This window comes from Luteolibacter arcticus (assembly GCF_025950235.1).
GTDB lineage: Bacteria > Verrucomicrobiota > Verrucomicrobiia > Verrucomicrobiales > Akkermansiaceae > Haloferula > Haloferula arctica.
The window spans coordinates 577,818-604,124 of sequence record NZ_JAPDDT010000003.1; the positions used below are offsets into that span (position 1 = coordinate 577,818).

At 63.5% G+C, this 26,307-nt stretch carries 23 protein-coding genes; 13 read left to right on the top strand and 10 right to left on the bottom strand.

The window, feature by feature from the left end; translation table 11 throughout:
* Nucleotides 1–15 precede the first annotated feature (15 nt).
* The 8 genes from OKA05_RS10600 to OKA05_RS10635 all read right to left on the bottom strand — a co-directional run bounded on the left by OKA05_RS10600 (nt 16) and on the right by OKA05_RS10635 (nt 10,284).
* A complete protein-coding gene (locus OKA05_RS10600; RefSeq protein ID WP_264487108.1) occupies nt 16–1,671 on the bottom strand; it encodes a GH39 family glycosyl hydrolase in 1,656 nt (551 codons plus the stop codon).
* Nucleotides 1,672–2,042: 371 nt separating this feature from the next.
* Nucleotides 2,043–2,816, bottom strand: a complete 774-nt coding sequence (locus OKA05_RS10605; RefSeq protein WP_264487109.1) for a hypothetical protein — start codon at nt 2,814–2,816, stop codon at nt 2,043–2,045.
* An 81-nt stretch (nt 2,817–2,897) separates the two neighbouring features.
* Nucleotides 2,898–3,044 (bottom strand): hypothetical protein, encoded by a 147-nt coding sequence (locus OKA05_RS10610; RefSeq protein ID WP_264487110.1) that lies wholly within the window; start codon nt 3,042–3,044, stop codon nt 2,898–2,900.
* A gap of 176 nt (nt 3,045–3,220) precedes the next feature.
* Nucleotides 3,221–4,396 carry a TlpA family protein disulfide reductase gene (locus OKA05_RS10615; RefSeq protein ID WP_264487111.1) on the bottom strand — a complete coding sequence of 392 codons (1,176 nt, stop codon included), beginning with the start codon at nt 4,394–4,396 and terminating at the stop codon, nt 3,221–3,223.
* A 163-nt stretch (nt 4,397–4,559) separates the two neighbouring features.
* On the bottom strand, nt 4,560–5,144 hold the full coding sequence (locus OKA05_RS10620; protein ID WP_264487112.1) for a lipid-binding SYLF domain-containing protein: 585 nt from the start codon (nt 5,142–5,144) through the stop codon (nt 4,560–4,562).
* A 72-nt stretch (nt 5,145–5,216) separates the two neighbouring features.
* Nucleotides 5,217–5,477: a hypothetical protein gene (locus OKA05_RS10625; protein ID WP_264487113.1), complete on the bottom strand. Its 261-nt coding sequence runs from the start codon at nt 5,475–5,477 to the stop codon at nt 5,217–5,219.
* Between the two features lie 59 nt (nt 5,478–5,536).
* A complete protein-coding gene (locus OKA05_RS10630; protein ID WP_264487114.1) occupies nt 5,537–8,368 on the bottom strand; it encodes a hypothetical protein in 2,832 nt (943 codons plus the stop codon).
* The gene (locus OKA05_RS10635) at nt 8,365–10,284 is read right to left on the bottom strand and encodes a DUF1501 domain-containing protein (RefSeq protein ID WP_264487115.1); all 1,920 of its coding nucleotides are present in this window, start codon (nt 10,282–10,284) and stop codon (nt 8,365–8,367) included. The genes OKA05_RS10630 and OKA05_RS10635 overlap by 4 nt, the downstream gene beginning before the upstream one ends.
* A 168-nt stretch (nt 10,285–10,452) precedes the next feature.
* Between OKA05_RS10635 and OKA05_RS10640 the strand changes: the two genes are divergently transcribed.
* The 5 genes from OKA05_RS10640 (at nt 10,453) to OKA05_RS10660 (ending at nt 16,864) form a co-directional block, all read left to right on the top strand.
* Nucleotides 10,453–11,040 (top strand): MarC family protein, encoded by a 588-nt coding sequence (locus tag OKA05_RS10640; protein ID WP_343226960.1) that lies wholly within the window; start codon nt 10,453–10,455, stop codon nt 11,038–11,040.
* Nucleotides 11,037–11,312, top strand: a complete 276-nt coding sequence (locus OKA05_RS10645; protein WP_264487117.1) for an acylphosphatase — start codon at nt 11,037–11,039, stop codon at nt 11,310–11,312. The genes OKA05_RS10640 and OKA05_RS10645 overlap by 4 nt, the downstream gene beginning before the upstream one ends.
* A 76-nt stretch (nt 11,313–11,388) precedes the next feature.
* Nucleotides 11,389–14,325 (top strand): putative Ig domain-containing protein, encoded by a 2,937-nt coding sequence (locus tag OKA05_RS10650; RefSeq protein WP_264487118.1) that lies wholly within the window; start codon nt 11,389–11,391, stop codon nt 14,323–14,325.
* A 98-nt stretch (nt 14,326–14,423) separates the two neighbouring features.
* Nucleotides 14,424–16,208: a GMC oxidoreductase gene (locus OKA05_RS10655; protein WP_264487119.1), complete on the top strand. Its 1,785-nt coding sequence runs from the start codon at nt 14,424–14,426 to the stop codon at nt 16,206–16,208.
* A gap of 20 nt (nt 16,209–16,228) precedes the next feature.
* On the top strand, nt 16,229–16,864 hold the full coding sequence (locus OKA05_RS10660; RefSeq protein WP_264487120.1) for a gluconate 2-dehydrogenase subunit 3 family protein: 636 nt from the start codon (nt 16,229–16,231) through the stop codon (nt 16,862–16,864).
* 2 nt (nt 16,865–16,866) lie between these two features.
* Here OKA05_RS10660 and OKA05_RS10665 read toward each other — a convergent pair whose 3' ends face one another.
* Complete coding sequence (locus tag OKA05_RS10665) at nt 16,867–17,451, bottom strand: hypothetical protein (protein ID WP_264487121.1); 585 nt, start codon at nt 17,449–17,451, stop codon at nt 16,867–16,869.
* Between the two features lie 13 nt (nt 17,452–17,464).
* Nucleotides 17,465–17,767, bottom strand: a complete 303-nt coding sequence (gene cutA / locus OKA05_RS10670) for a divalent-cation tolerance protein CutA (RefSeq protein WP_264487122.1) — start codon at nt 17,765–17,767, stop codon at nt 17,465–17,467.
* A gap of 113 nt (nt 17,768–17,880) precedes the next feature.
* Between cutA and OKA05_RS10675 the strand changes: the two genes are divergently transcribed.
* The 8 genes from OKA05_RS10675 to OKA05_RS10710 are packed head-to-tail and all read left to right on the top strand — an operon-like array spanning nt 17,881 to nt 26,307.
* Nucleotides 17,881–19,053: a sensor histidine kinase gene (locus OKA05_RS10675; protein WP_264487123.1), complete on the top strand. Its 1,173-nt coding sequence runs from the start codon at nt 17,881–17,883 to the stop codon at nt 19,051–19,053.
* Nucleotides 19,054–19,104: 51 nt separating this feature from the next.
* Nucleotides 19,105–20,505, top strand: a complete 1,401-nt coding sequence (locus OKA05_RS10680; protein WP_264487124.1) for a sigma-54-dependent transcriptional regulator — start codon at nt 19,105–19,107, stop codon at nt 20,503–20,505.
* Between the two features lie 31 nt (nt 20,506–20,536).
* Nucleotides 20,537–22,375: a glycosyltransferase family 39 protein gene (locus OKA05_RS10685; RefSeq protein WP_264487125.1), complete on the top strand. Its 1,839-nt coding sequence runs from the start codon at nt 20,537–20,539 to the stop codon at nt 22,373–22,375.
* A 4-nt stretch (nt 22,376–22,379) separates the two neighbouring features.
* A complete protein-coding gene (gene xseB / locus OKA05_RS10690; RefSeq protein ID WP_264487126.1) occupies nt 22,380–22,697 on the top strand; it encodes an exodeoxyribonuclease VII small subunit in 318 nt (105 codons plus the stop codon).
* Nucleotides 22,675–24,567, top strand: coding sequence for a 1-deoxy-D-xylulose-5-phosphate synthase (gene dxs, locus OKA05_RS10695; protein WP_264487127.1), 1,893 nt, complete (start codon nt 22,675–22,677; stop codon nt 24,565–24,567). The genes xseB and dxs overlap by 23 nt, the downstream gene beginning before the upstream one ends.
* A 1-nt stretch (nt 24,568) precedes the next feature.
* The gene (locus OKA05_RS10700) at nt 24,569–24,805 is read left to right on the top strand and encodes a DUF3634 family protein (RefSeq protein ID WP_264487128.1); all 237 of its coding nucleotides are present in this window, start codon (nt 24,569–24,571) and stop codon (nt 24,803–24,805) included.
* 9 nt (nt 24,806–24,814) lie between these two features.
* The gene (locus tag OKA05_RS10705) at nt 24,815–26,059 is read left to right on the top strand and encodes a DUF1963 domain-containing protein (RefSeq protein WP_264487129.1); all 1,245 of its coding nucleotides are present in this window, start codon (nt 24,815–24,817) and stop codon (nt 26,057–26,059) included.
* An 11-nt stretch (nt 26,060–26,070) separates the two neighbouring features.
* Nucleotides 26,071–26,307: a hypothetical protein gene (locus tag OKA05_RS10710; protein ID WP_264487130.1), complete on the top strand. Its 237-nt coding sequence runs from the start codon at nt 26,071–26,073 to the stop codon at nt 26,305–26,307.

Sequence of the window (26,307 nt, forward strand, 5' to 3'; positions counted from 1 at the left end):
CCCGCCCGCGCCGCCCTACCACTCCAACTCCAGCAAGCTCACGCCCTGACGCGGCAGGGTCAGCATCACGGCGGAAAGCTTCTCCTCCTCGATGAAACGCGGAGCCTCAGTGACTTCGGCCAGCTTGCAGGACTGTTCCAATGTCGCGAGCTGCTCCGCCGTCGGTTGCTGCGGCGAGCCCATCGCCTGCCACGCCGTGAAGGAGTTCGAATGGGTCTCGTCGATGAGATAGCGCTTCACCTTCGGCACCCCCTTCGGCGCACCTAACAGATCGATGCGGACCTCGGCATCCGGGCCGCGCAGGTCGTCATCGTGATAGTGCCACGCCATCACGGTGATCTTCTTGCCCTCCATCGCAGCCAGCGCTGACACATCCGGCTTTCCGCGGACACCAGAGCGCAACAAATCGGGCAAGGACACCGCGTGATCGCTGCTCACGGGAAGACGGAAGCCGTCCATCCTGGCGAACATGCGGAAGACATTGAGCACCGGCTTGTCGACGCCATTGGTGGCCAGCGAGCGGAAGCCCGCGAAGTACGGCTGGTCTTCGAACTCGAATGCCCAGGTGAGCGCGCCTTCCAGATTCACGCCATGCTTGTCGGCGAGATCCAACTTCCGCGGAAAGCTAGCCGCGGTGTAGCTGGAATACATGGTGCCATTGCGATAGGCGAGCGATGGCCCTTGGCAGGCGGCGCAGCCTTCCGGGTCGGATTCACCGATGACGATCGGCGTGTCCTTCATCTCCGGATAGCGGGCGATCACGGCGAAGGCCCCATCGATGTCGCGGAGCTGGTTCGCGATGCCCATCTGCACACGCCCATCGATGTGGCGCGGCTGACCTTTCGCGTGGAAGGAAAGGAAGTCGGTCGGCGTGCCGGTTTTGCCAGTGGCAGTGTTCTTTCCCTTGATGCAGTGCTCAATGAAGCTCTTCAGGAAATCCCCGCCTGCACCGCCGGCAAGATCGGGACCGCCGACCTTCGCCTCCGGGATGGCACGTCGCACGCCGCGGATGGCGTGGTCGTGGAGCTTGAAGAACTCCTCACGCGAGCCGCGCCAGTAGCCAATGTTCGGCTCGTTCCACGTCTGCCAGTACCACTTGAGCACCTCGTCCTTGCCGTACTTCTCCAGCGAGTGCTTCGCCCATTGATAGACGAGCTCTTCCCACTTCGCCCAGTCCTTCGGCGGATGGGCCCAGCCGGTGTAGATGTCGTCGTACTTCGCCGCCGGGGTCCAATGGTGGCGATAGGGCTCAGGCTTCACCGACAACGCCTGCGGCATGAAGCCGATCTGCACGTACGGCCGGACGCCGTTCTTCAAGTAGGTGTCGAAGATCTTGTCGACGATGGTCCAGTCATACACCGGCTTGCCCTCGGCATCCTCGGTGTAGGCATTCGTAGAGCCCCACTTCAGCGCGGGCGTGCCATCGCCGGTGACCAACAGGCTGTGGGCGCGGAAGAACACCTCCTTCGGCTTCAGCGACCCGAGATGACCCAACAACTCGTCGCCGTTCTTCATGTAGGCGTAGTTCGGCTCGTCCGCGCCGAAGAACCGCCAGATCGGCTTCAGGTCCTTGCCCGGCCGCGCGGCATCCACGGTGATCGTGACGGGAAACGACTCCGCCGCGGCAAGGGCGGCCGAAAACAGCAGGAGGGAAATGGGTTTCAGGGTCATCCTCGCCAGCGTGACGGCTCCCCGGCACGCCTGCCATCACGTTTCCGACACCCACGGCGGGGAAAGATGCAACTCCCCCGCCGCGGGGCCGCCCCCCCAGGGAATTTTCTGAAAATCTAGCTGAGGCTCCCGTTCTGGAGCGACTTCGCAACTCAGCCGGTGACGTGAACCCATCCGCGCGTGCTGCAGCCGATCAACGGGTCCCGGAGGGACTTCGGAAATTAGCCGGTGGCGTAAGCCACCGGATGAGGGTCAGAAGCTCACCCGCCCCGGCAGGGGCGGCGGACTAGAGGCTGAAGTCACCCGTTGTAGCGGGAATCCCACGCCTCTGCCGCGGCCCATGATCACCCCAATTCCGCTCCGGCAAGCACCTAAAATCGGATGATCAGACCGATGTTCGGTCCGCTGGTCTCGGTGTCATAAACGAAGCCACCCTGCTGATAGTCCACCGCGATGATGCGGTAGGCCAGTGCAATGGTCGTGTTCTCGGTAAGCCGATAGCCGATCCCGCCAAGCACCTGCCAGTATTCGTCCGACGAAACATCGAAGCCCCCATAAACTCCGGACGCGTAGATGCTCCAGCGGTCGCCCAGTTGCTGACGGATGCGCAAGCCAACGAAGGGATCGATCCACTCCTGCGACCCCGAACCGGACCGGGTGGTGACCGGCAGATTCGGCGTGAACAGATCCATGTCCACGTCGAGGCTATTCAAGGCCGCGCCGGCCAGCAGATCGATCGTCGTGCTCTCATCCCCGTAGATCTCATAGCCCACCGAGAGCGAAGCCATGATCTGCTCTTGGGAGACACGAAGGTACGAGTCTGCGATCGGATTCGCCGAAGCCGAGATCTTCAGCCAGATCGCATCCGCGGTGATCGACCAGCGGTCCTTCCTCGCTTCGAACGCACCGCTCAGGCCGCCGTCGAGATTGTCCAGGATATCATCGAAAGGAATGTCGACATGGTTCGGGGCGAAACCGGCGACACCGATGTCGCCCTCCAAGCCCATCAGCGGTGCATAGAGCGCGAGGGAAAACTCCCAACCGGACGAAACCTCATGCGAGGTATAGGTCTGGGCTGGCGGAGCGACAGGTTCACCGGCATGCAACGCGGTGGTCAGGGCGAGGAGCATCCATGGGGATTTCATCTTGGATAGGAGGATAGAATAGAGGGTTCGATAGAGAGGGACTAACAGGAGTGAGTTCAAGCTTTCAGCCACGACCGGGCCTCAACCTCCTGGCTGGAGGAAAAGTATTCGATTGGAAAGGGTCGCAGCCCCTTGGCGGTGGACATCGGCAAGCTCGCCCGGGGACAGTTTGCCAATCACTTCGACGGTAACGATGCCGTCGAAGGCATCAATCAATTCGGCACTCACGGTAGGGCTATTGTTGGAAAAGAGTTCGAAGCCCGGGATGGCGAGAGCGATGGCCTCTGGAACCGTCAGCGGCTGGATGGCTCCTTACAGGCACCAATCGAAATAGAGACCGCCCGGAAACCTGTCGAGCAGGTTCCGGCGGATTTATCCCCACGAATCTGCCTGCCGCGGCCCGGTTACTTCTTCTCCTCCCCCAAGAGCTTCTCCAACTCCACTTCCAGCCGCTCGCCGCGTGCATTGGTCGTGATAAGCTTGCCTTCCTTGTCCAACAGGAACATCGCGGGAATCGACGTCACCGCAAACTTGCCGCTCAGCGGATTCGGACCTTCGCCACCGTGGAAGTACTGCGGCCATGGTAGTTCGTTCTTCTTCACGAAGGCGAGCAGCTTTTCCTTCGCATCCGGCTTGTCGAGCGAGACGCCGATGACCTCGAAGCCCTTGCCGTGCCACGTGTCGTAGGCCTTCTTCACATTTGGGATCTCTGCCACGCAGGGGCCGCACCAGGTGGCCCAGAAGTCAAGCAGCACGACCTTCCCGCGCAGCGCGGCCAGATCGACCTCGCGCCCATCGACGGCGGTGAACTTCAGCTCCACCGGCTCGTCCTGTGCCTTCACTTTCGCCAGTTCCCCCGTCGCCCGGGAGCGAACGGCTTCGTTCGGGCTGGCCGCGAGCTTTTGCCAAAACTCAGCCTCCTTGGCAGTGCCCTGGATCCCGCTCGCCTTCAGCAGGGAAAGGTAGGACTGCAATGCCAGCCTGCCCTTCGGAAACTTGGCTGCCAAGGCATCGGCCGACTCGAGAAGCGCGGGATCGCCGCCCTTGCCGTCACGGAGCGCGTTGGAAATACGCTGCGAGACATCCAGCGACATCTTCCTTTCGCCCACCTCCCACGGCACGTCGGTGGCGGTGGCCATCGCGGCTTCCAGCTCGGCGAGCTTCTTTTCCGCCGCAGCCTTCGCTTCCTCGTCCACGATCATAAGGTCCCTCGCCTGCGCCGGAGCCGCGGTCTCATACCCTTCCTTCACTCCGGTGATGAACTCGCCCCGGATCATGCACAGCCGCAGCACCGCCGCCCAACGCATCGGATCCTCCGGATGCTCCGTGTAAAACTTCAGCGCGGCCTCGCGCAGCTTCTTCTGTGACGCCTGGCGCATCATCAGCAGCACGGTGCGCGACTTGCCATCGAAGAAACCGGCAGGCTGCGGGCCGAGCTCGCGGTGCGCGGCATCGATCTCCTCGAATGCCGCCTTCGCCGCCTCGGACATCGGGACCGAGGTCACCGGAACCATCGGCCCGCTTAGTTGGGCAAATGCGGACAACGGCAGGAACAGCGCGAGCAGCAGAGACTTCTTCATTCCCCGCGAAATCGGAAATCCCAGCCTCCCCGGCAACCGCATTCGGCGCGAAAATCTGCCCTTATTTTCAGGGCAGCTCGCGCGGAAAGCTCCCCGCCCGGACCCGGTGGGAGGAAGTTCCTCCCGCGGGACCCGGATGCAGTGCGAATCGGCTTCCGGACAGCTAGTGACCGGGGTGGATGCGGGTGATCTTCGACCCCTTCAGGCCCAATCCTGCCATGAGGCCCTTTTGGTCGAAGAAATAGGCATAGCTTTTGCCTCCGGTAGCAGTGCTCATCTCGGTGGCCTTTCCCCGGTCGAGAACCACGACGCTCGGGCTGCTTCCGACGTCCCAGCCGCCGGCTTGGTCGAGTTTTGCCAATTCGGAACGGTTCATGAAGAACAGCGCATAGCCGAACTCCTGGGCCCCTGCTTGCAAGCCATAGGAGGCACCGGCGGTCTGGTAATAGCGCGTGACGTTTCCGCCCTGGATCAGAGCCCCATTGCCACCCTCAACGCCGACGATGAAGCCGCCTTTGAGGATCTTCGGAAACACCAGCACGCCAGCGGCGTTGCGGCCGAGCCGGCGGGCATTGGCATCCTTCGAATAGAGGCTGTTGAGAGCCGCGCGTGAGTCGCGGGAGATCTGGCTGGCGCTGGCGTTAGCAGCATTGGCCTGGGTGACGGGTTCGTGGGCACAGTTGCTGAGGCACAGTGCGGACACGGTGGTGAAAGCGCCAAAGGCAAGGCGCTGAATGGTTGTTTTCATGGTAGTTGCTTGGTTCGTGGATTGGGGGGAGCCGGGAAAGGAAACGCCGGAATCATCGGACCAGCCGGGATGTCAGGGATTCAGGGAAGGCAGGCGTCGTGGCAACAGACGCTTGAGAAAACAAGTCACCCTCGCCTTGAAGACGTGGAGTGCAAGGGAGACCAACACGAGACCGGCGACTCCGCCAGTCACCTGCCAGCCGTGTTCGCGCCATGCCCGCTTCAGCCACATCCCGGGCGTCAACGGCGGAGGCGGAGGCACCGGCACTTCGAAGACATGGGCCTTGAATTCGAGTTTCTGGAGTTCCTTCGCCACCGGATCCCACCACGTCACGGAAAGCGGCGGGATCTGGAACTGCCCGCCCGTTTTACAAACCCGTAGGCAGCAGCACATCAAACCGGATCACTGCCGATCTCCCCGGTGCGGATCCGCAAGTAGTCCACCAGGAGGTGCATCCCGCGGGACGCACCGAAGCGAACGCGTGCCGCCTTCCCGCGCAGCGCCGGAGGAGCGGAAAAGATCACCTCTTCCGGCCGGGTGCCATTCGCGGCAGCGCGGCAGGAAAGCGAGCCGTCTTCATTTCGCCGGAGCCACAGGTGCGTCTCGACTCCCGCGGACAGTTGATAGAAGTCCGTCGACCCGGTCGCGAGCGCACTGTGCGCGGTGATCCGGCCATCGGTGCCGACCTGCAGACGGTGCTGCACGGCATCATCGAGCTTGCGCCGGATCTCGAAGAACGGACACACGCCACCCGAAGGCATGGTCACCACCTTGAGGATGAAGTACGCAAACCACACACTCCCATGATTGGGGAAGTCAGCCAGCACCGGCGTGTAAACCCCGCGCACCGTATCCGAACCGGAGCCACCGGTGAGGAGCAAGGACTGCGCGCCTCGCAATGGCGTGGCGATGTGATCATACTGGTAGCCACTGGAGTCATGGGTCCAGCCGGCGGGCTCACCGGTGCCCTCGAAGTCTTCGGCCAACAGCTCAAACCCCGCCGTGAGACGCAGGAGGGCCGGTGTGGCAGGCGGCGCGACGTTCGGGTCGTAGCGGTAGGCACCGCAGGCATCGAGGACGGCACGCTCGTTGCCATCGAGGTCCCAGCGCAGCATCTGCGGTCCCGGCACCGCAACGAGCAGCGATCCCGGCGCGGGGCGGTAGTTTCCGAAGCCCAGCTCGGAGCCGGAGCCGGAGGCGTCGTTGATGAATCCCGGCTGGATGAAGGTGGCATCACCCGGATCCCCTTCCCCGGCGATGCTGTGGAGGCCGCGGAAGCGGGTCGGAAAGTTGCCGCCCTGCACCCGGTTGCCGATCAAGCCGCAGCCGTTGTAAACCGGCCAATTCCCGGTGCAGCGGGAGTCGCCCGCGAAGGTATCGGTCTTGCTGCCTAGCGAGCGGGTTGCGTTCAAAACCAGCATGTGGCCGAGGTGCAGGTGGCGCGGCCCCCTTTCATCATTGTAGAAAACATTGCACAACTCGCCGACGACGGTGTTGTGCGCGATGATGCAATTCCGGGTGGAGCAGTGGTCGCCGTCCGCCGCAAAGCGGATCAAGCGATTGCCGTCTCCCGCCGCTTGCTCGAAGAGATTCTGCACCACGGCGCATCCTTGCTGGAAGTCTCCCTCCCCTACGCCAGGATACTCGGCTGCGCCTTCGTTGCATTTCCAAAAGGCGTTGTAGGCCATCACCATCCCATCGGAAGTGTTGGTTGCATTGGAAGAGGACGCAAACAGCTTCGGCGGATCTCCATAGGGCACCCAATCGCAGCCGACGATAAACCTCCGGCGGCCGATCTGGTTTCCCTCGGGAAAGGAGCAGCCGCGGAACGACGCGGTCTCCACCTGCACGCGCCGGAACGTCGAGCGTAGGTGCCAAGCCCATCCCGCATCGTCGAAGATGCCATCCGTGCTGGTGCTCGCCCGGGTATCGCGGATCACGCAGTCCTGGGTGAGCAGAAGACCGTCATTGCCCGCGGCGAACGGCTTGTTCGCGCTTCGCTCGAGCGTGCAACCCAGGAACTTGATCGCATGCGCCGGCACCAGGAAATTGCTCGCGCTGTCAGTGGTCAGCAGCGGCGTCGCTCCCGGCAGCGGCGTGATCGTCAGCCAGCATCCTCCATCAAGGACCGGCACGTCCACGGCCTGGTTTCCGCCCATGAGCCGGTGAGTGCCGGATGCAAGATAGACCGTGGCTCCGGAAAGATCGGACCGTCCGCAGGTGGCGGTTAGATGGGCCGAGAGCGCAAGCATCGCTTGGGCCAGCGTCGCGAAAGGTGCCGCCGCCGCGGCAACGCGGCCCAGCTCGGTATCCTCGTCAGACACCACCCCACCGACCGTGCCGGTCACCGGATCCACCACCGCCACTGGGTAGCCGCGGACTCCTGCCACATCGAGCAGGAAGGATTGTGGTAAGGTGTGGTGATTCACCGCCGCGGTGGGCGAACCCGCCGTGGAATCATAGACGGAATCCAGGTCGCCGATGATGGGATAGGCTCGGAAGTTCAGCGCGACTCGCGTGTTATCCGGAAATCCTGTTAGATCGACGGTCCCGACATACTCGATCACCGGATGCGGATCGTTCTGCGTGGGATCAATCGCAGCCTCCCCGACCATTGATGAAGCCGAGTGCTCTCCCGCCGTGGCGATGAACTCCATGCAGGCCAACGGCCGTTGATCGCGTCCCGAAGCGTGGAAGCCAATGGCAGCCACCGTCACGGAGTAGTCCTTCAGCCGCTCGTAGTCGGGCAGGGTCCAGTTCGCGACTGGCACCGGATAGTCATACGTCGAGAGATTCTCCACTGGCATCGCCATCACGGCTGCGGATGGGACTCCAGCACTACGGACCCAGCCCGCCGGAGCATGGAAGACGGGGTCAGTGCCGGAGGTGCCGGGACCGCCTGCCTTGTCGTCGTCGTAGATGAACTCCGACAGCACCGCCTCGAAACGCAACCGGCCGCCGGCCACGGTTTCCTGGTTTTGCTCGTCATTCGGATGCGCTTTCCGCTGCTGGATCGTGGCGTAAATCTGGCGCGTCACCGTCACTGGCTGGCCGGCGGAATCGAACCCTTCGCTGACCACGATGAAGTACGGCGTGAGCTCCGTCGGCGTCGTGTTCTCGGCCAAGCCGAAGTCATAGACGGCACCGATGGCGAAGCCCTCGATTTCGAACTCCGCATACCAACCCTCGGGGGCAATGCGGACAGCCACGATGTCTCCAATCATGCCTCGGCGGAGATGGTTAGGATGTTGCCATACGCGCTTTCACCGGCAGCGTTATAGGCCTTGATCCGTGCAAAATAGGTCGCGGGCCGGGGAAAGGTCACCGTTGTATGACTCGAACCGGCGGCGATCTCGAAAATATTGGGAAAGGTGGTGCCGTCCTTGCCCCATTCGAGGACGAAGCCGGCTTCGTTGTCCGCGCGGTCGGTCCAATGCAGCGCCAGACTGACCGGTCCCGGCATCGTGAATACCGGCGACTTCATCGTGCGGGTGCCGATGTCATTGGTCGCACTGATCCGCGCAAACACACGATCGCCAGCAGCGAGCGGGACGTTGAACACCGGATCGGTCGCACCTTCGACGAGCACGTCGTTGAGGTACCAGACATAGCCAATCGAGGCGGGAGCTCCGGTCCATTCGCCGGGCGTTGCCGTGACGACTCCGTCCACTTCGGTTAGAGTCGGCGACTGGGTATTCACGGGCACGCCGGGGCGACCGAGGAAGCCGAGCGGCGTAAAGCTACCGCCTTCCGGCAAGTAGTTCGCGAGATTCGGTAGCACCTGCGGCAAGCTTTCCACCGTGACACCGAGCCACTGCGCGAACTCGCCGAAGTAATCATCGCAACCTGTTGTCGGGATCAGGCAGCCGCGGCCGAGATCGAGCGGCGAATCGAGTGCGAGTGACGGATAGCTGCCGTAGATCTTCCCGCCGTCCACACTGCCGCCGACGACAAAGTGATTCCCGCCCCATCCGTCATCCGAACCGCTTCCATTTCCCGCCAAGGTGCGGCCGAACTCGGAAGCGCTGAACATTGTCACCTGCCCTTCGACCGGTTCACCCTTCGCGATGCCGATGGCGATCAGTTGATCCCAGAAGGCACCCACCGCCGCATCGACCTGGCCTAACAGCGCGGCATGCCCTGCCAGCGCATCCGCGTGAAGATCGAAGCCATCGAGCTGCACGAAAAAGATCTGCCGCAGCGTGCCGAGGGCTTCGCGACCTTGGATCGCAAGCGCCACCTGCCTGAGCTGGCGGCCCAGCGAGGTATCGGGAAAACTCACCGCTCCCGGCAGCGGCCCGATAGCGGCGGCGGCGTAGGCGGCATTCGACCGGAGGGCCTCACGTCGAGCTTCCAGCACCGCTTGCTTCAGATGATGTCCCTGAGCCTGCGCGAGCATCTGGTCGAGGGCATCACTCGCCGCATTGGCCAGCTCGTCCTCGGGATCGTACGCGGCCGTGTATCCCTTGAGAGGAACCGCACCCGCAACCGGATCGACCACCAGCGCGCCGCGGCCGACACCGTTCTGGAAAACAGGACTGCCAGCCATCGATAGATTAACCGGAACCGGCGAGCCCGCGCCGCCTAACAGATCCCCGATGCGTCCAGCCCAGCCGGTGATGGATTCCTGATCAGTCACCGCGGTCTGCCACTGTGCCGCCTGCACGGCGTGCGACCGGAGCCCGATCGGCAGCTTCTTTCCCGCCACCTCGGACTTGTCGGCAAGCGGCTCCACCAGCGTGCCGGTATTGGCCACGAAGGCGGCGTGGCCGCGGGCAAACATCTCCGCCAGCCGGGGCATCGCGGGGTGCACGCCAAAACCGCGTCCCGGCAGGTTGCGCGGCTCGATTGGCAGCAGCGCCTCCTTTGCGAGCGCCAGCGCCCCGCGGCTCTCTGCAAACTCCGCGTAGGCGTCCTCGTGCGTCGCCGATGGGCCGCTGTGGGGGACCAGCAGGTTGAAGCTATCGTTGCCACCGGAAAGGAACAGGCAGACCACCGCGCGGTATTCGCCCGCGTCCGGCGGCACGGCGGCGCGCGCCACTCCCGCCGACCACAACGCCTGCCATACCGGATGCCAACAGGCCACGGCACTGCCCGCGCCGCCGAGAAACCGGCGACGACTCTGTAGGGAGAGACTCAATTCGGGGGGAATTGGAACGGTAGAACACCAGTTCCCGTGCCATTTGCGCGGCCCCCTGTCGAAGCATTTCCGCAGTCACCCTCCCGCAGGAAGCGGGACAATTCCTGTCGCCAGGGCGGCTCCGGGATTGGCAGGCACCGGTTCCCCGTCTCAGATCGCCGCGTGAACCTGCTCGCCCTCGCCGTCACCCTGTTTCTGGTGCTCGATCCCTTCGGCAACGCGGCGATTTTCCACTCTGTCCTCTCGAAGATCCCGGAAAACCGGCGGCGCACGGTGCTGCTGCGCGAGTTGCTGTTCGCGCTGGCGATCCTGTTAGGATTCCTGTTCGTCGGCAAACACCTCCTCGGATTCCTCGGAGTGCGCCCGGCCACGCTGAGCATCTCCGGTGGCATCCTGTTGTTCCTGATCGCCCTCGGCATGGTCTTCCCCACCCGCTCGATGCTCGGAGAAACGGGCGACGAGGAGCCGTTCATCGTCCCGCTCGCCGTGCCGTTGATGGCCGGCCCGTCGAGCATCGCGATCATTTTGCTGACGGCGTCGAAATACCCGCAAGCGATCGGTTCGATCGCGCTCGCGGTCAGCGCAGCCTGGCTGGTGTCGGCGGTGATCCTGCTGCTCTCGCCCGCGATCCTGAAGCTGTTGGGCACCAAGGGCACGCGCGCGCTGGAACGCCTGATGGGCCTGCTGCTGATCCTGGTGGCCGTTCAAATGTTCCTCGACGGGGTCTCCACCTACAGCGCATCCTCCGCGCCGTGATAGCCCGCCGTGTGATTTTCGAGGGCCGCGTCCAAGGCGTCGGCTTCCGCTACACCACCAAGGACATTGCCAAGGGCTTCGAAGTCTGCGGCTCGGTGAAGAATTTGCCCGACGGCACCGTGGAGCTCGACGTGATGGGCGAGCGCGAGGAGGTGGAGGCCTTCATCAACGAGATCGCCGAGGAAAGCGCGCTGGCCCACCACATCAAGGGCATGCACGTGAAGAACATCCCGCCGCTGGAAGGCGTGAAGGGATTCACGATCGAGCGGTAGCGGCCGTTCGCAGGATGGCTGGTGCCGGGATCTCCCCCGAAACTTCCGCCAAATTGGCGAGTTGCAGGAGTTGCGCATGAAATGCCTCCTCCTCTCCGCCGCAGCGTGGCTGGTTCTTGCGACCTCCCTCCACGCCGTCGCGCCGCTGATCGGCGATGTAGCGGACCGGGTCATCGCTCAGGGCACGAACACCGGCACGCTCTATTTCGCGGTCGGCGATACGGAAACGAGCTTCAACGAGCTCACCGTGGCGGCTGCGTCCAGCAATGCGGCGCTGCTGCCCAACTCACCCACGAACCTGGCTCTGGGCGGAACGAACTCCCAGCGCACGATCATCGTGACGCCCGCAGCCAGGCAAACGGGAACCTCCATCGTCACGCTGACCGTCACTGATGGCGAGAGTCTAACCGCCAGCAGTAGCTTCACTCTTACGGTTACAGCGCCAAACACCCCGCCATCCATCACCGCACTTGCCGGGCACCAGATCGCGACTCCGGGTGACTCCCCTGCGGTCATCCCTTTCACGATCGCTGACAGCGAAACGGCAGCCGGATCGCTGACCGTGACCGCTACTTCCTCAAACACCACACTCGTTCCGAACTCCGCACTTTCCGTCGGCGGCAGCGGAGCGAACCGCACGATCCAAGTCAGCCCGGTCGCCGGTCAAAGGGGTGCCGCAGTGATCAAGCTGCGCGTGACGGATCCGCTCGGTGCGTCGGCACAGGGCGAGTTCGTCTTTGGCGTGATCGATCCTGCCTCGGCTAATAGCTTCATCAGACAGCCGCGGGGCATCTACCTGCTCGACAGCACCGCGGGAACCCAGATCGGCGGCGTGCCGATGCGTGACGCCAACCTCCGCAATCTGCCCTTCATCGACGGCTACGTCCTCCGCACCGAGTGGTCCACGCTGGAGCCGGCCGACGGGGTCTTCGACTTCACCATTATCGACAACATCCTCGCAAAGCTCCCCGCCGGACAGAAACTGTCGTTTATCCTCAACACCGGAGCGCTACCTCCTTGGCTCAATAGCCTGCCCGGCGTCACGACCCACACCGCTGGCACGCCCGCCGTGACGCGCCCGCTGCCGTGGGATGCCGTCGCACGCGAGCGTTACCGGCTGATGCTGGTCGCGCTGGGAAACCATGTGGTGGATGGCGTGCCATTCAGGGATCACCCGCGGCTGGCAGTGATCAATGTTGGCATTCCCGGGCTCAAGGGTGGCATCCGCGAGCTCGACGAAATCCGGATCCGCAATCTGCCGGGGTACACCCGAACGGTTTTCCAAGACGGCATCCTCGCTCATCTCGCGAACATCACCGCGAACTTCCCGGACGTCCCGGTACAGATCGGCTTCTGGGCCTACACCGACGCGACCAGCAGCCCGGCCGCTTGGGAAATCCTGCGCGGTCTGATCCTCCAGCAGCACGACGGCGTAGTCCGGCCGAGGGTCGGATTCTGGATGGAGAACCTCGCCGCCAACCGGCCCGCGGCCGAGGCCGATCCGTGGAGCGGCTTGCCGAACACCACCTACGCGGCACCCCTGCACCTTTCGCAAAACCACACCTTTGTCGGCTATCAGGTGCTCGGCTCATGGGCGAGGCCATTCAGTGCATCCCACGTGGACAACAACCTCAACGGAACCCCTGAGGATGGCATGGACTACGGGTTCAACACCTTCCAGTGCCGCTACTACGAGCACTACCAGGGCGACGTGGACTTCGCACCCCATGCGGCGGAATTCCAGCGCTGGCACGACTTCCTCAATGCACTACCCGGTCCGCCGCCGTTCACCCTGAGCAATGGCGAGGGTGGCACGACCTTCAACGGCATCAGCGGAGCCTCATTGAATCTGGTGCTCACCGCCACCGGCGGCTCGGAGCCCTACACGTGGACCGTCACCGGCGGGGCTTTGCCCGATGGAATCGAGCTTGCCAGCAACGGCACGCTCGCCGGCCACTCGACACAGACCGGCATTCATACCTTCACCGTCCAAGCCACCGACGCCAGCGGCGCGACGGCGGCCCGGGAGTTCACCCTCACCTTGGCAGCATCAAGCGCTTCCACCGTCACGGCGACGCGCAATCCCGACTACACAGTGACGCTGGAATGGCCCGCCACCATCGGTGGTTGGTTTCAGGTGGAATTCAGCGAAAACCTGAGCGACTGGACCTTGCTCGGGAGTTCCACGAAAGCCACCACCACCACCATGTCGTGGACCGACGATGGAACGCTGACCGGCACCCATCCTTCAGTCACAAGCAAGCGCTTCTACCGCATCCGGGATTGGGGTGTGTTCGAGGTTTCCTTTACCGCCACCCGCTTCACTTACGTCGATAGCGAACGCACCGTGACCGGGCTTTTCAGAATGCCCGCGCTTGCCGGACGCTTGCCAGCGCTGGTGATCAATCACGGCACCGGCGGCACCACCCAGCCGAATGGCTTCACCGACCGGCGGGCGCAGGAAATGAGCCCATGGGGCTTGTTCTGCATCGGCCCCGACCTGACCCATACCCAGGGCGCGGTCGTGGACTTGGAGACCTTCGGCTATTCCCCGGAAAACCTCGCCCGCAATCTTGCATGCATCGCCGTGCTTTCGACGCGCAGCGATGTCGACCTGAACCGCCTCGCGATGTGGGGCCATAGCCGCGGTTCGTTCAATTCGATCGGCGTGGCCTCCGTCCTGGGAAAGCGTCTTCGTGCGCTCGGCTTCAGTGCCGGTGGCGTGACCGAAGACCCGCTTGAAGCATCCATTCCAACCGTCGCCGAGGCCGCCGGAATCACGGCACCCACCATCCTGTTTCACGGAAGCACCGACAACGTGGTTGCCTCCTCCACTTCGCTTCTCTTGCAAACTCAACTGAGCGCACGCGGCATCCCTAACAACCGGATGATCTACGATACCACCGGCTTCAGCGCCGGCGATGCCCACAGCATCCAGAATGTCCCCGCCATCAATAGCGACATGCTCTCCCTGTGGCATGCCTGGTTGATCTCGCACGAGGTGCTGCCTTGAGCGCGGCACCACCGCAGGCGTCCCCGAAAGTGGGGACGCAGGAAATCGATTTCCCCATTCCCATCCGCCGGCCGGGGGCCTAGGGTGCGAGTGAACCCATGGCCATCCTGACCGACCGGAAATCGACGCGCGAATATGATGTCATCATTGTCGGCTCCGGCGCGGGCGGCGGGATGATGGGCATGCTTCTCAGCCTCCACGGCGTGAAGGTGCTGATGCTGGAGGCCGGGCGGAACTATGATCCGGTGAAGGAGACGCCGATGTTCAACACGCCGGACCAGGCCCCGCTGCGCGGGAAGGGCACGGCGGACCGTTTCTTCGGCCACTACGACGCCACGGTCGGCGGCGGCTGGCAGGTGCCGGGCGAGCCGTATGGCGACAAGGAAGGCACACAGGAGGAATTCTGGTGGTGGCGGCCACGCATGCTGGGCGGCCGGACCAATCACTGGGGCCGCATTTCGCTGCGCTTTGGACCCTACGACTTCAAGCCCAAGTCCCGCGACGGCCTCGGATACGACTGGCCGATCTCCTACGACGACCTCGCACCTTATTACGACAAGACCGAGATGATGGTCGGCGTGCATGGCTCGAACGAGGGCATGGAAAACACGCCCGATTCATCTCCCGGTGTGCTCCAGCCTGCGCCCAAGGCGAGGGTTGGCGAGCTGCTGGCCAAGAAGCATTGCCGGGGGCTGAACATCCCGGTCATTCCGATTCACCGGGCCGTCTTGAGCGAGCCCATGAACGGCCCGAAGCTCGCCGCGAAGCTGTTTCCTAACAACCCGCTCGCACAAAAACTGGTAGGCGACGACATGTCGGCGCGGGCCGCTTGTTTCTGGGCCACCGAGTGCGGCCGCGGCTGCTCGATCCGCGCGAATTTCCAGAGCACCACCGTCCTACTGCCGCCGGCACTCGCCAGCGGCAATCTCGACATCATCACCGACGCAATGGTCCGCGAGGTCCTAACAGACGCCTCGGGCAAGGCAACCGGCGTGCATTACATGGATAAGGTCACGCGCATCGACTCGATCGCAAAGGCCCGCGTAGTGATCCTCAGCGCCAGCACCTGCGAGACCGCGCGCATCCTCCTCAATTCGAAGAGCACGCTCTTCCCGAACGGCCTCGCCAACAGCAGCGGCCAGGTCGGCAAGAACCTGACAGACAGCGTGGGTTCATCGCTCGCCGGCCACATTCCCGCGATGGAAAGCCTGCCGCCTTACAACGAGGATGGTGCCGGTGGCGGCCACGTCTACACACCGTGGTGGAACTACAAGACGCAGGAGTCCCTCGACTTTGCCCGCGGCTATCACATCGAGATCGGCGGCGGCCGCCACATGCCATCGATGGGTTCACTCGGCCTGCTCGATACCACCGCTCCCGGCGTCTATGGCAAGAAGCTCAAGGACGAGGCACGCCGCTACTTCGGCGCGGTCATGGGCTTCGCCGGCCGCGGCGAGATGATCCCCAACGAACACTGCTACTGCGAGATCGACCCGAACCGCGTGGACCAATGGGGCATCCCGGTCCTGCGCTTCCACTGGAAGTGGTCGGACCACGAGGTCAACCAGGCGACCCACATGCAGAACACCTTCGCCGACATCATCAACTCGATGGGCGGCAAGGCGACGCCGCGCCCCGGCCGCGAAGCACTCAACAAACCCGGCGAGATCATCCACGAAGCCGGCACCGCGATCATGGGCAGCGACCCGAAGGCCTCTGTCGTCAATTCTTTCGGCCAGACCTGGGACGTGAAGAACCTGTTCCTGATGGACGCCTCCATCTTGCCGTCGAACCCGGACAAGAACCTCACCCTCACCGTGCTCGCCCTCGCCTGGCGATCCTCCGAGTTCCTGCTCGATGAGATGAAGAAGGGCACCATCTAACAAGCAAGCACCCGCACGCCATGAACCCATCCCCACTTTCCCGCCGGGACATCTTCAAGCTGGTCGCTGCCGCCAGCGCCGCAGGTGCGCTCGCCCCCGCCGGTGCCGAACCGCCGAAACCACTGACCCGGCATTTCAAGAACACCCTCAGCGATCCCGACTACGCCCATCCCTCGATCCCGTGGGACAAGCCGCTCGAGAAGTCCGAACTCGCGACGCTGGCCGTCCTGGTCGATCTCATCCTGCCTGCCGACGAAACCTCGCCCGCCGCCTCCTCCATCGGCGTGCACGACTTCCTCAACGAATGGGTCGGCGCGCCCTACACCGAAAACCGCGTGGACTACGAGATCATCCGCGGCGGCGTGGCTTGGATCAATACCCAGGCCTGGAAGCTCCACGGCAAGGCCTTCACCGAAGCCACCGCTACCCAACAAACCGCCATCCTCGACAGCATCTGCGACGCCACCAAGGCCCCGCCCGAACTCGCCTCCGGGGTGCGGTTCTTCCAGAAGCTCCGCACACTCACCCTCGGCGGCTACTACACCCACCCCGCCACCTGGAAGAGCCTCGGCTACGTCGGCAACACCCCCATCGCCGGTCCATATCCCGGCGTGCCGGAGGAGATCATCAAGCTGCTGGGGTTGGAGGGGCTGTGACTCTACTGTCCTCCTGAAAGGGCGCTCCACAAGAACAGCCCCGTGTGGAAGTCACGATCGTAGATATCTTTCCACATCAGCGAATGCAGCGTGAGACTGTAGCGATCGAGAAACGCTTCGCTATTGGTCTTTCCAAGCAACCGATCAAATCGCTCGGGCGATGGAACATGAGCGATGAACAAGAGACAATGGGTGACTGTCCCCCCGTAAATCCTCGCGGATTTCGCGAGCTTTGGAACGGCAGATTCCAAGATTTCAGATCCCTCCTCGACCTTCTTTCCATGGACCTTGTCCAGCAGATAGGAATTCCCAAAATGGCGCACCTTGGTTGAAGCATGGGACTCGACCTCCAAAATCACCTCAGCCGATAGCGGCGCGGTGAAACTGATGGATTCGCCAACAGGAGGTTGTCGTCCCCAGCCCAGTCGACCGGCGACATTCGTCTCCGGGATTTCACCTCCGAGCACTTTCGTTTGGCTCCACAACCACTTCCCGGGACTCAACACCTCACGAAGACCATACAGGCCGTGAGGGGATTGATCCCGATCGATCTTCCGGATCTCAAGAAGGTAGTCATCCTGCCACATGGCCGTGAGCAGATCACGGTTCGGCGAGCCACTTCAAGTAAGCGGGCAACCCCGCCGACACCGGCAGCGCCAAAATCTCCGGCACTTCATACGGGTGCAACTCACGGATCGCTGCTTCAAGGTCGGCGTAGCGGGCCGTCTTGATCAGCGCCAGCACCTCACACGCCCGCTCAACCGTTCCCTCCCACCGGTAGATCGATTCCACCCCCGGCAGCAGGTTGACGCAGGCCGCCACTTGCCTTTCCACCAATGCCGCGCCAATCTGTCGCGCCTGATCGAGATCGGGGAAGGTGCAGAGGACGACGACAGGTTCCATGCGCACTTCCTAACCGCGGTCCGGCGCAAATTGAACCGCCAAGACGCAAAGGACGCCAAGTTTACCGACCCGGTGACCTTGGCAGCTTGGCGGCGAAGCCTCCCGACCGACCCTTGAAGCCCGGATTCCTCGACAAACTACTCGCGCGCATCGACCGGATCGACCCGGCCGAGGCCCGGCAGCTTTTGGACCGGCTGGTGCGGGAAAAGGGCTTCCTGGAGCAGGTCTTCGAAGCGCTCCACGAGGGCGTGATCGTGCTCGATGAGGATGGCGAGATCAGTTTCATCAATGGCGCGGCATGCCGGTTTTTCGGGATCGATGCCGAGGCAGCGCCGGGCATGACGGTCACCGCCTGCATCCCGGGGCTGGAGTGGAAGTCATTGGCCAAGCCGGGCACCGCGGTGTCACGGGACTTGGAGATCTTTTATCCGGAGAACCGCTTCCTGAATTTCTACCTCTCGCCGATCCAATCGGGCGAGGGCTCGGCGACGGTCGGCTGGGTGATGCTGGTGCGCGACCTGACCACGACCCGGCAGGAGGCGGAAATGACGCTAGAGACGGAACGGCTGAATGCCCTCACGCTGCTCGCCGCCGGGGTGGCGCATGAGATCGGCAACCCGCTCAACTCGCTGGACATCCACCTGCAATTGATGGCGCGGAAGCTGAAGAAGCTGCCGCCCGGCGACCGCCAGCCGCTCGAAGAGAATCTCGACACCGCACGTCGCGAGATCCAGCGGCTCGATACAATCCTGCGGCAATTCCTGCAGGCGATCCGCCCGACAACCCCGCACCGCGAACGCTGCGACCTGACCCACGTGCTGCGCGACGCGGTGAAGCTGCTAGAGCCGGAACTGGAGTCCCGCCACATCACGGTGGAGTTGGACATGGACGAGGAGTTCCCCGCCATGGAGCTGGATGCCGGGCAGTTCCAACAGGTCTTCTACAATCTGCTCCGCAACGCTTATCAGGCACTGGCCGGCAAGGACGGCGTGATCCGGATCGAGGCCCACGCGAACGACTTCGAGGCGACACTTTCCATCGAGGACAATGGCAGCGGCATCCCGTCGGAGCAGATGGGCTCGCTATTCGAGCCTTATCGCACGACCAAGCAATCGGGCACCGGACTGGGGCTGCTGATCGTCCGCCGCGTGGTGCGAGAGCATGGCGGCGAGATCGAAATCCAGAGCGAACCCGGCGCCGGCACCCACATCCTCATCCACCTGCCGCGCGGACCGAAGCCGGTGCGGCTGCTGGAGCCGCCAGTGAGCATCATCGACATCGACTGAGGCGATTGTCGGCCATCAAACCAATCTCCAATCGGAAATCATCAATCTTCAATGGATACCCCCACCCTGCTCATTGCCGACGACGAAAAGGCCACCCGCGATGGCCTGCGTTCCGCCTTGGAAGAGGAGTTCGAGGTCTTCACAGCGTCGAACGTCGCCGAGGCCATGAACGTCCTGAAGGCCGAGCCGATCGACCTGCTGCTGACCGACCTGCGGATGGGTGGCGACTCGGGGATGGACCTGCTCGACCAGGCGATGGCGCTACCGCAGCCTCCCGTGGCGATCATGATGACCGCCTACGGCTCGGTGGACACCGCGGTCGAGGCGATGCGCCGCGGGGCTTGGCACTTCGTCACCAAGCCACTGAATCTCGACGAGGTGGAGATGCTGCTGAAGCGCGCGCTGCGCAGCCGCAAGCTGGAGTCGGAGAACAAACAGCTCCGCGCACAGGTCTCCGACAATACCGGCCTCGAAAAGCTGGCGGGCAAATCCCCAGCGATCCAGCGGGTCATCGACGTCGTCCGGCAGGTCGCACCGACCCGCGCCACCGTGCTGATCGAAGGCGAGAGCGGCACCGGCAAGGAGGTCGTGGCCCACGCCATACACCGCCTGAGCGGCCGGCCGGCCGAGAAACTGGTGATCGTTCATTGCGCGGCGCTTGCCCCGCAGATCCTTGAGAGCGAACTATTCGGCCATGAAAAGGGTGCCTTCACCGGCGCGGTGCAGCGGCGGATCGGGCGCTTCGAGCAGGCCGACGGCGGGACGCTCTTCCTCGACGAAATCGGCGAAATCGACGCCTCGATCCAAGTGAAGCTGCTGCGCGCCCTGTCCGAACGGACGATCGAACGGGTCGGCTCGAACACGACCGTAAAGGTCGACGTCCGCTTGGTGGCAGCCACCAACAAGAACCTGGCCGCCCTGGTGGCGAAGGGCGATTTCCGCGAGGACCTGTATTTCCGTCTGAATGTGGTGCGCGTCGAAATGCCGCCATTGCGGGCCCGGGCGGAGGACATCGTGCTGCTGGCCGGCTCGTTCTTGAAGGAATTCGCCGATGAAAATGGCCGGCCGGTGAAGCCTTTGACCGATGCCGCCCTGCGGGTGCTGCGCTCGTACCCATGGCCGGGCAATGTGCGCGAACTGCGGACCGCGATCGAGCACGGCGTGGTGATGAGCAACGAACCGGTGATCGACCTGCACCACCTGCCGGCCTCGGTGCTGGGGGAAATGCCGGTGTTCCCGATGCTGTCGCCCGTTGCCGCGAGCCCGGTGACGAGTCTGGAAGGGGGGAAAATCCCCCTTGCCGGGGGGGGGGAATTCAACTTGCATGCGCTCGAAACCAGCGCCATCCGCGCGGCTTTGGCGCAAGCCGGAGGCAACCGGACGCGGGCCGCCGAGCTACTCGGCATCAGTCGCCGGACCCTGCAGCGCAAGCTGAAGGAAGAAGAGGACTGACTTGCCCGTCGACGGCGCGAACGAATTCCCCATGAGCAGCCTTCCCTCTTCCCAGTTCGAGACCGCGGTGATGATCCGCCGCATCTTGTTCTTTCTGGTGCTCGTCAGCTTCACCCTGCTGCATCTTCTTCCGCTGTTCCGGGGGCTGGACTCACCGCAGGCGATGGAGCAGGCGCAGATCGCCCGCCAGATCGCACGCGGCCAGGGCTTCACCACGAAGATGATCCGCCCGCTGGCCCACTACGAGGCGGAGAAGGCGAACGAAGGCGCGGTGAATTTCACCGACTTCAAGGACACCTACCACGCGCCGCTCAATCCCCTCATCATGAGCGCGGTGCTCAAGTTGGTCGGTGCTGACAAGGAAGGCGCCTGGCCGATGGGCAAGAACGAGCTGATCTATCCGCTGGACCGGGTGATCGCACTGGTTTCGACGCTATTCTTCCTGATGTCGATCGGCGTCACCTACCTGCTGGTGGGGAGGATATTCGACGCGAAGATCTCGGGGGTCACCGCGGTGCTGATGCTGCTCTGCGACCTGATGTGGAAGTTTTCCCAAAGCGGCCTTCCGCAGATGCTGTTGCTGCTGCTCTTCAGTTGCGGGCTGTATTTCACCTACCGCGCGGTCGAGGCATCGGAGGAAGGAAAGATGCCCTTCGGTCATGCTCTGGCGGCCTCGGCGTTCTTTGTGCTGATGGTACTGGCCCACTGGATCACCGCTTGGATTTTCCTCGGCTTCCTGATCTATGCGGCCTTCTCCTTCCGTCCGCGCGGGGTGGTGGCGCTGTCGGCCTTCGCGTTGCTGGCGATCGCCGTGGCATGGCCGATGATGCGAGCGAGCGATTTCTCCGGCCAGCCGTTCGGCACAGGTTTCTACGTGCTCTACAACGGCCTGGGAAGCGGCACCGAGTCGTCGATCATGCGCAACCACGACCTGCAAAGCGCGCCGCTGTCGCTGGACGGATTGCTCGTCCGGATCCTCGGCACCACGCTGGTGCAGACCTCTGACCTGCTGCCCTTCCTGGGCGGCATTCTGGTCGCGCCGCTGTTCTTCGTGGCGCTGCTGCACCCGTTCAAGCGGGCCTCGATCGCAAATTTCCGTTGGGGCATCGTGCTGATGTGGCTCTTCGGCGCACTGGGGATGGCGGTCTTCGGGATTGATCGCGCGCGCCAGCTTCATCCCAACCAGATCCACATTTTGTTCGCGCCGGTGATGTCGGCCTACGGTCTGGCATTCATCTCGATCCTGTGGAGCCGCCTCGAGGCGATCACTGCGGTTCCCTTCCTGCGCAATGCCCACTATTTCGCGGTGGTGGCCCTGTCCGCCGCCCCGATGATCCTGTCCGCACCGGACAAGATTAAAATCGGCATGGCGGTTCGTGATCGCGGCTACCCGCAGTGGCCGCCCTATCTGCCGTCCGTGCTCAATGACAAGATCCCCAAGCTGCTCGCACCGAGCGAGCGCGAGGCCGAAACGACTCGCGTGGTGGTCTCCGACCAGCCTTGGGCGGTGGCTTGGTATGCGGATGAAATCAGCCTGTGGCTGCCGAAAACCAAGCGCGGCTTCGAGCAATTGGAGGACCGTGCGAATGCCCTTGGCACGCCCTTCGCAGGCATCCTGGTGACCCCGAGCTCGACCGCATTCGAGCCGGCACCGGTCGTGCGCGAGCAGTACGGTGAATTCGCCTCGCTGGTATTCAACGGCCTCACGCTCGATATCACCGCGCCGGGGGTCAACCGCGTCGGACTCTCGATCTTCGACAAAGATCCCAAGCTCGCCGACATTTACCGCCGCTACCCCTACCCGGAGCCGCTGGCCGGCACCGAGATCCTTTACTACGGCGAGCGTCGTGCCGAAGCTCCCAATCCCTAGCCTGATGCCCGCCCGCAGGAAATCCGCCGACGGTCAAAACGGCGACAACCCGACCTTCGAATCCGCCTTGGCGGAACTCGAGGAGATCGTTGCCGTCATGGAGGAGGAACAGCTCCCGCTGGAAGAATTGGTCGCTCGCTACGAAAAGGGCTCGAAATTGCTGGCCCGATGCGAAACGGTCCTCGCCTCCGCGCGGAAGCGCCTCCAGACCATCAGCGCCCGCGCCGAAGCGGCTGATCCGGAGACGGCCACCGCGGAAGACGATGAATTGCCCGGCGCGCCGGCCGAACACGACGACGATGACGACATCCGCCTCTTCTGAGCCCCCCGCCCTCGGGCCGCTCCTCTCCGCCATCCGCACTCCCGAAGACGTCAAGACGATCGCGGAGGCCGATCTTGTGAAGCTGGCCGCGGAGGTCCGCCACTCGCTCATCACCTCGCTTTCCCGCACTGGCGGCCACCTCGGGCCGAACTTGGGCGTCGTCGAGCTGACCATCGCGCTGCACCGGGTCTTCTCCACGCCGAAGGACAACTTCGTCTTCGACGTGGCCCACCAGGGCTACGTCCACAAGATGCTCACTGGCCGCGCCCCGGACATCCACACCATCCGCACCTACAAGGGGCTGAATGGCTTCCTGCTGCGCAGCGAGTCGGATCATGACTCCTACGGCGCGGGTCACGCTGGCACCGCTCTCTCCGCCGCCCTCGGCATGGCCGCCGCCCGTGACCTGGCGAAGGAAGACAGCCACGTCGTCGCCGTCGCCGGTGATGCCGCCTTCACCTGCGGCCCGACGCTGGAGGCGCTCAACAATATCGCCGAGACGACCAAGAAGTTCATCGTCGTGCTGAACGACAACGAGTGGTCGATCGACAAGAACGTCGGAGCCATCGCGCGCTACTTCAATGCGCTGCAGACCCACGCGACCTACGCGAGCGTGCGCAATTCCGCGGCGGATTTTGTCGAACGGATCGCCGGCAAGGCCGTGCGCAAGCTCGCCCACAAGGTCGAGGAAGGTGCCAAGAACCTGCTTTTCCCGAATGTCCTCTTCGAAAAGTTCGGCCTGCGCTACTTCGGCCCCATCGACGGCCATGACCTGCCGCTGCTGGTCCGCACCTTCGAGCACCTCAAGACGCTCAACGAACCGGTGGTGCTCCACATCATCACCGAGAAGGGCCGCGGCTATCAGCCCGCGCTCGACAACCCGGGCAAGTTCCACGGCCTCGGTGCCTACAAGATCGAGGACGGCTCGACCGACCTGTCCGCCACGCCGACCTGCTCGGATATCTTCGGCCGCACCGTGACTGACATGGCGAAGGCCGACGAACAGATCGTGGCCATCACCGCCGCCATGCCCGGCGGCACCAAGCTGGAAATCTTCAAGAAGGAGCTGCCGCAGCGTTACTACGACGTCGGCATCGCCGAGGAACACGCCGCGCTTTTCGCCTGCGGCATGGCGACCAAGGGCATCAAGCCCTTCCTCGCGATCTATTCGACCTTCATGCAGCGCGCCTATGACATGATCATTCATGACATGGCGTTGCAGCACCTGCCCGTGCGCCTGTGCATGGACCGCGGCGGTCTCTCCGGCGACGACGGCCCGACGCACCATGGCCTGTTCGACATCGGCTACCTGCGCCCGGTTCCCGGTATCGTCCACATGCAGCCGGCCAGTGAGCCGGAGTTCGTCGCGATGCTGAAGTGGATGGCCAACTACGAGGCTGGCCCGTCCGCCATCCGCTACCCGCGCGGCCCGATCAATGGCACCTCGCTCGACGCGCCGGTCGCGCCGATCGAACTCGGCAAGGCGATCGTCGAGGCCGAAGGCACCGATGTCGCCTTGATCGGCCTCGGCACCCTCTTTGAGATGGCGAAGGAAACCAAGGCGCTGCTGGAAGCCAAGGGGCTCTCGGTCGCGCTCATCAATCCCCGCTTCATCAAGCCGCTTGATGGTGCCGTCTTCGAGCGCTTCGCCCGCCAGTGCAAGGTGGTCTGCACCTTCGAGGACCACGTGCTGCACAATGGCTTCGGCTGCGGCGTGATCGAACTTCTTCACGATGCCGGCGTCACCACCCCGGTCGAGCGCATCGGCTGGCCGGACGAATTCGTCGAGCATGGCAAGCCGGACATTCTCATGAAGCTGCACGGCCTGACGGCGGAAGCGGCGGTCGAGAAGGTGATGCGGCATTTCTAACATGCTCTGGTTCCTCAAGCTGACTTCCCCCCTCGTCCTCGTGATTCGCGAGGGAAAGGTCAGCTTGGCGAAAGGGCGGCTGCCCGGCACCGCCGCCCGGGAGATCCAGGGAATCCTCGCCGAGGCGGACGTCGCTTCCGGCACCATCCATGCTGATGGTGCCAAACGATTCCATTTCTCCCGCCAGATCCCGGGAGAGTTGCATCAGCAATTGAGAAACGTCCTCGTTTCCACGTAACCGGTCTCCATGGCGACGATCCACTACGAAGGGCTCGATGGCTGGTGGAAGTCCGCCGCCTTTTGGGGAGCCCTCGGCATCTTCCTCACGATCACGAAATCGCCACCCATGCCGTGGGTGATCATCGCGATCGTCGTCGGCGCGGCCACCGGCGGAGCGAATGCCTTCTGGCTCTCGAAGATGAAGACGAAGGCCATTTCCATTAGCGGGTGGGTCGGACTGCTGGTCTTCGCGGGACTGCTCTATCTGCTGACGAATACGAATCCATTGCTCCGGGTCCCGACCATGGGCTTCTTCGCTCTCGGCTGCCTGTTCACCTCCGCGAACAGTCTGGTCTTCGGCATCGTCGGAACCCGTGCCATCAAGGCGGTCAACACGAAGAACGCGAGCTGGCTGAGCAAGCTGGACCCGCCTGCAAAACGGACCGGTCCGCCGCCGCCAGCACCCGCCGATCAACTTTCGAACCGTGAAGCCTTCCTCGCCGCCTTGCCCGCCGCGATGCAGGCGGAATTCCGCCGCGAAGTGGTCGAAGTGATCGAGGCGACTCCTTTCCGCAGCCTCGAGAGCCTGCCGCCGACCGCTTCTGCTCTCGGAGGTTCGCCGTTTCTGCCACCCGGAACTCCTTGGCCGGAGCGAAACGGCAAACCGATGCAGTTCCTGGCCATGCTCAATCTCGCGGAGATCGCCGCTCCCGCAGGCGCACTTCCCGCGGCTGGGCTCCTCGCGATCTTCTACGACAGCCACGAACAGCCTTGGGGTGGCGAGCCCGAAGACTTGGGCTCATCCGTGATTCTCTACACTCCCGATCCGGCAAGTGCCCTGCCTGCGAAGGCACCCGGGGAAACCGGCCCCTCCCCGCTACGCCAGCCGGTCGCCTTCCGCCGCGCAACGGCACTGGCCCTGAGCGACGCCCAGGAATCCGACTTCTACGCCCTGGTCCGCGAGTCCCCTGGCGACGAGAAATCGCGACTCACCGCGCTCCATGAAACGATGCTGGAGTCTGAACCTCGTGGTCTGCGGGTGATGTCGCCTCCGATCCTCATTCAAGGAGACATGGACCACGATCTGGAGGTTGCCGCCGCGGCCCATGGCTTGCCTGAGGATACCCGCTGGACCCTGCTGATCCAGCTCGACTCGAATGACGACCTCGACTGGAGCTGGGGCGACGCAGGGACCCTCTATTTCTGGCTCCCCAGCGACGACCTTGCGGCAGGACGCTTCGATCGGGTCTGGACGATCCTCCAGTGCCATTGAAAATCCCCGCCATGGCCCAGTTCGTCGAGCGCATCGCCATCGAGTGGTATGAAGTCCAAGCCGGCCGCGTCCATGTCCGGAAGGGCCATCCTTCTCACCTCAAGTTGAACGCCCTGAAGAAGCTCTTCGAAACCGAGAAGGTCCCCGGCATCACCAGCTTCTGGACGACCCGGGACCGGTGCATCCACTTCAAGCTGAACTTCCCCCAGCACCTGCGCCCCGCGGTGCGGGCGATCGTGGATCCGTAG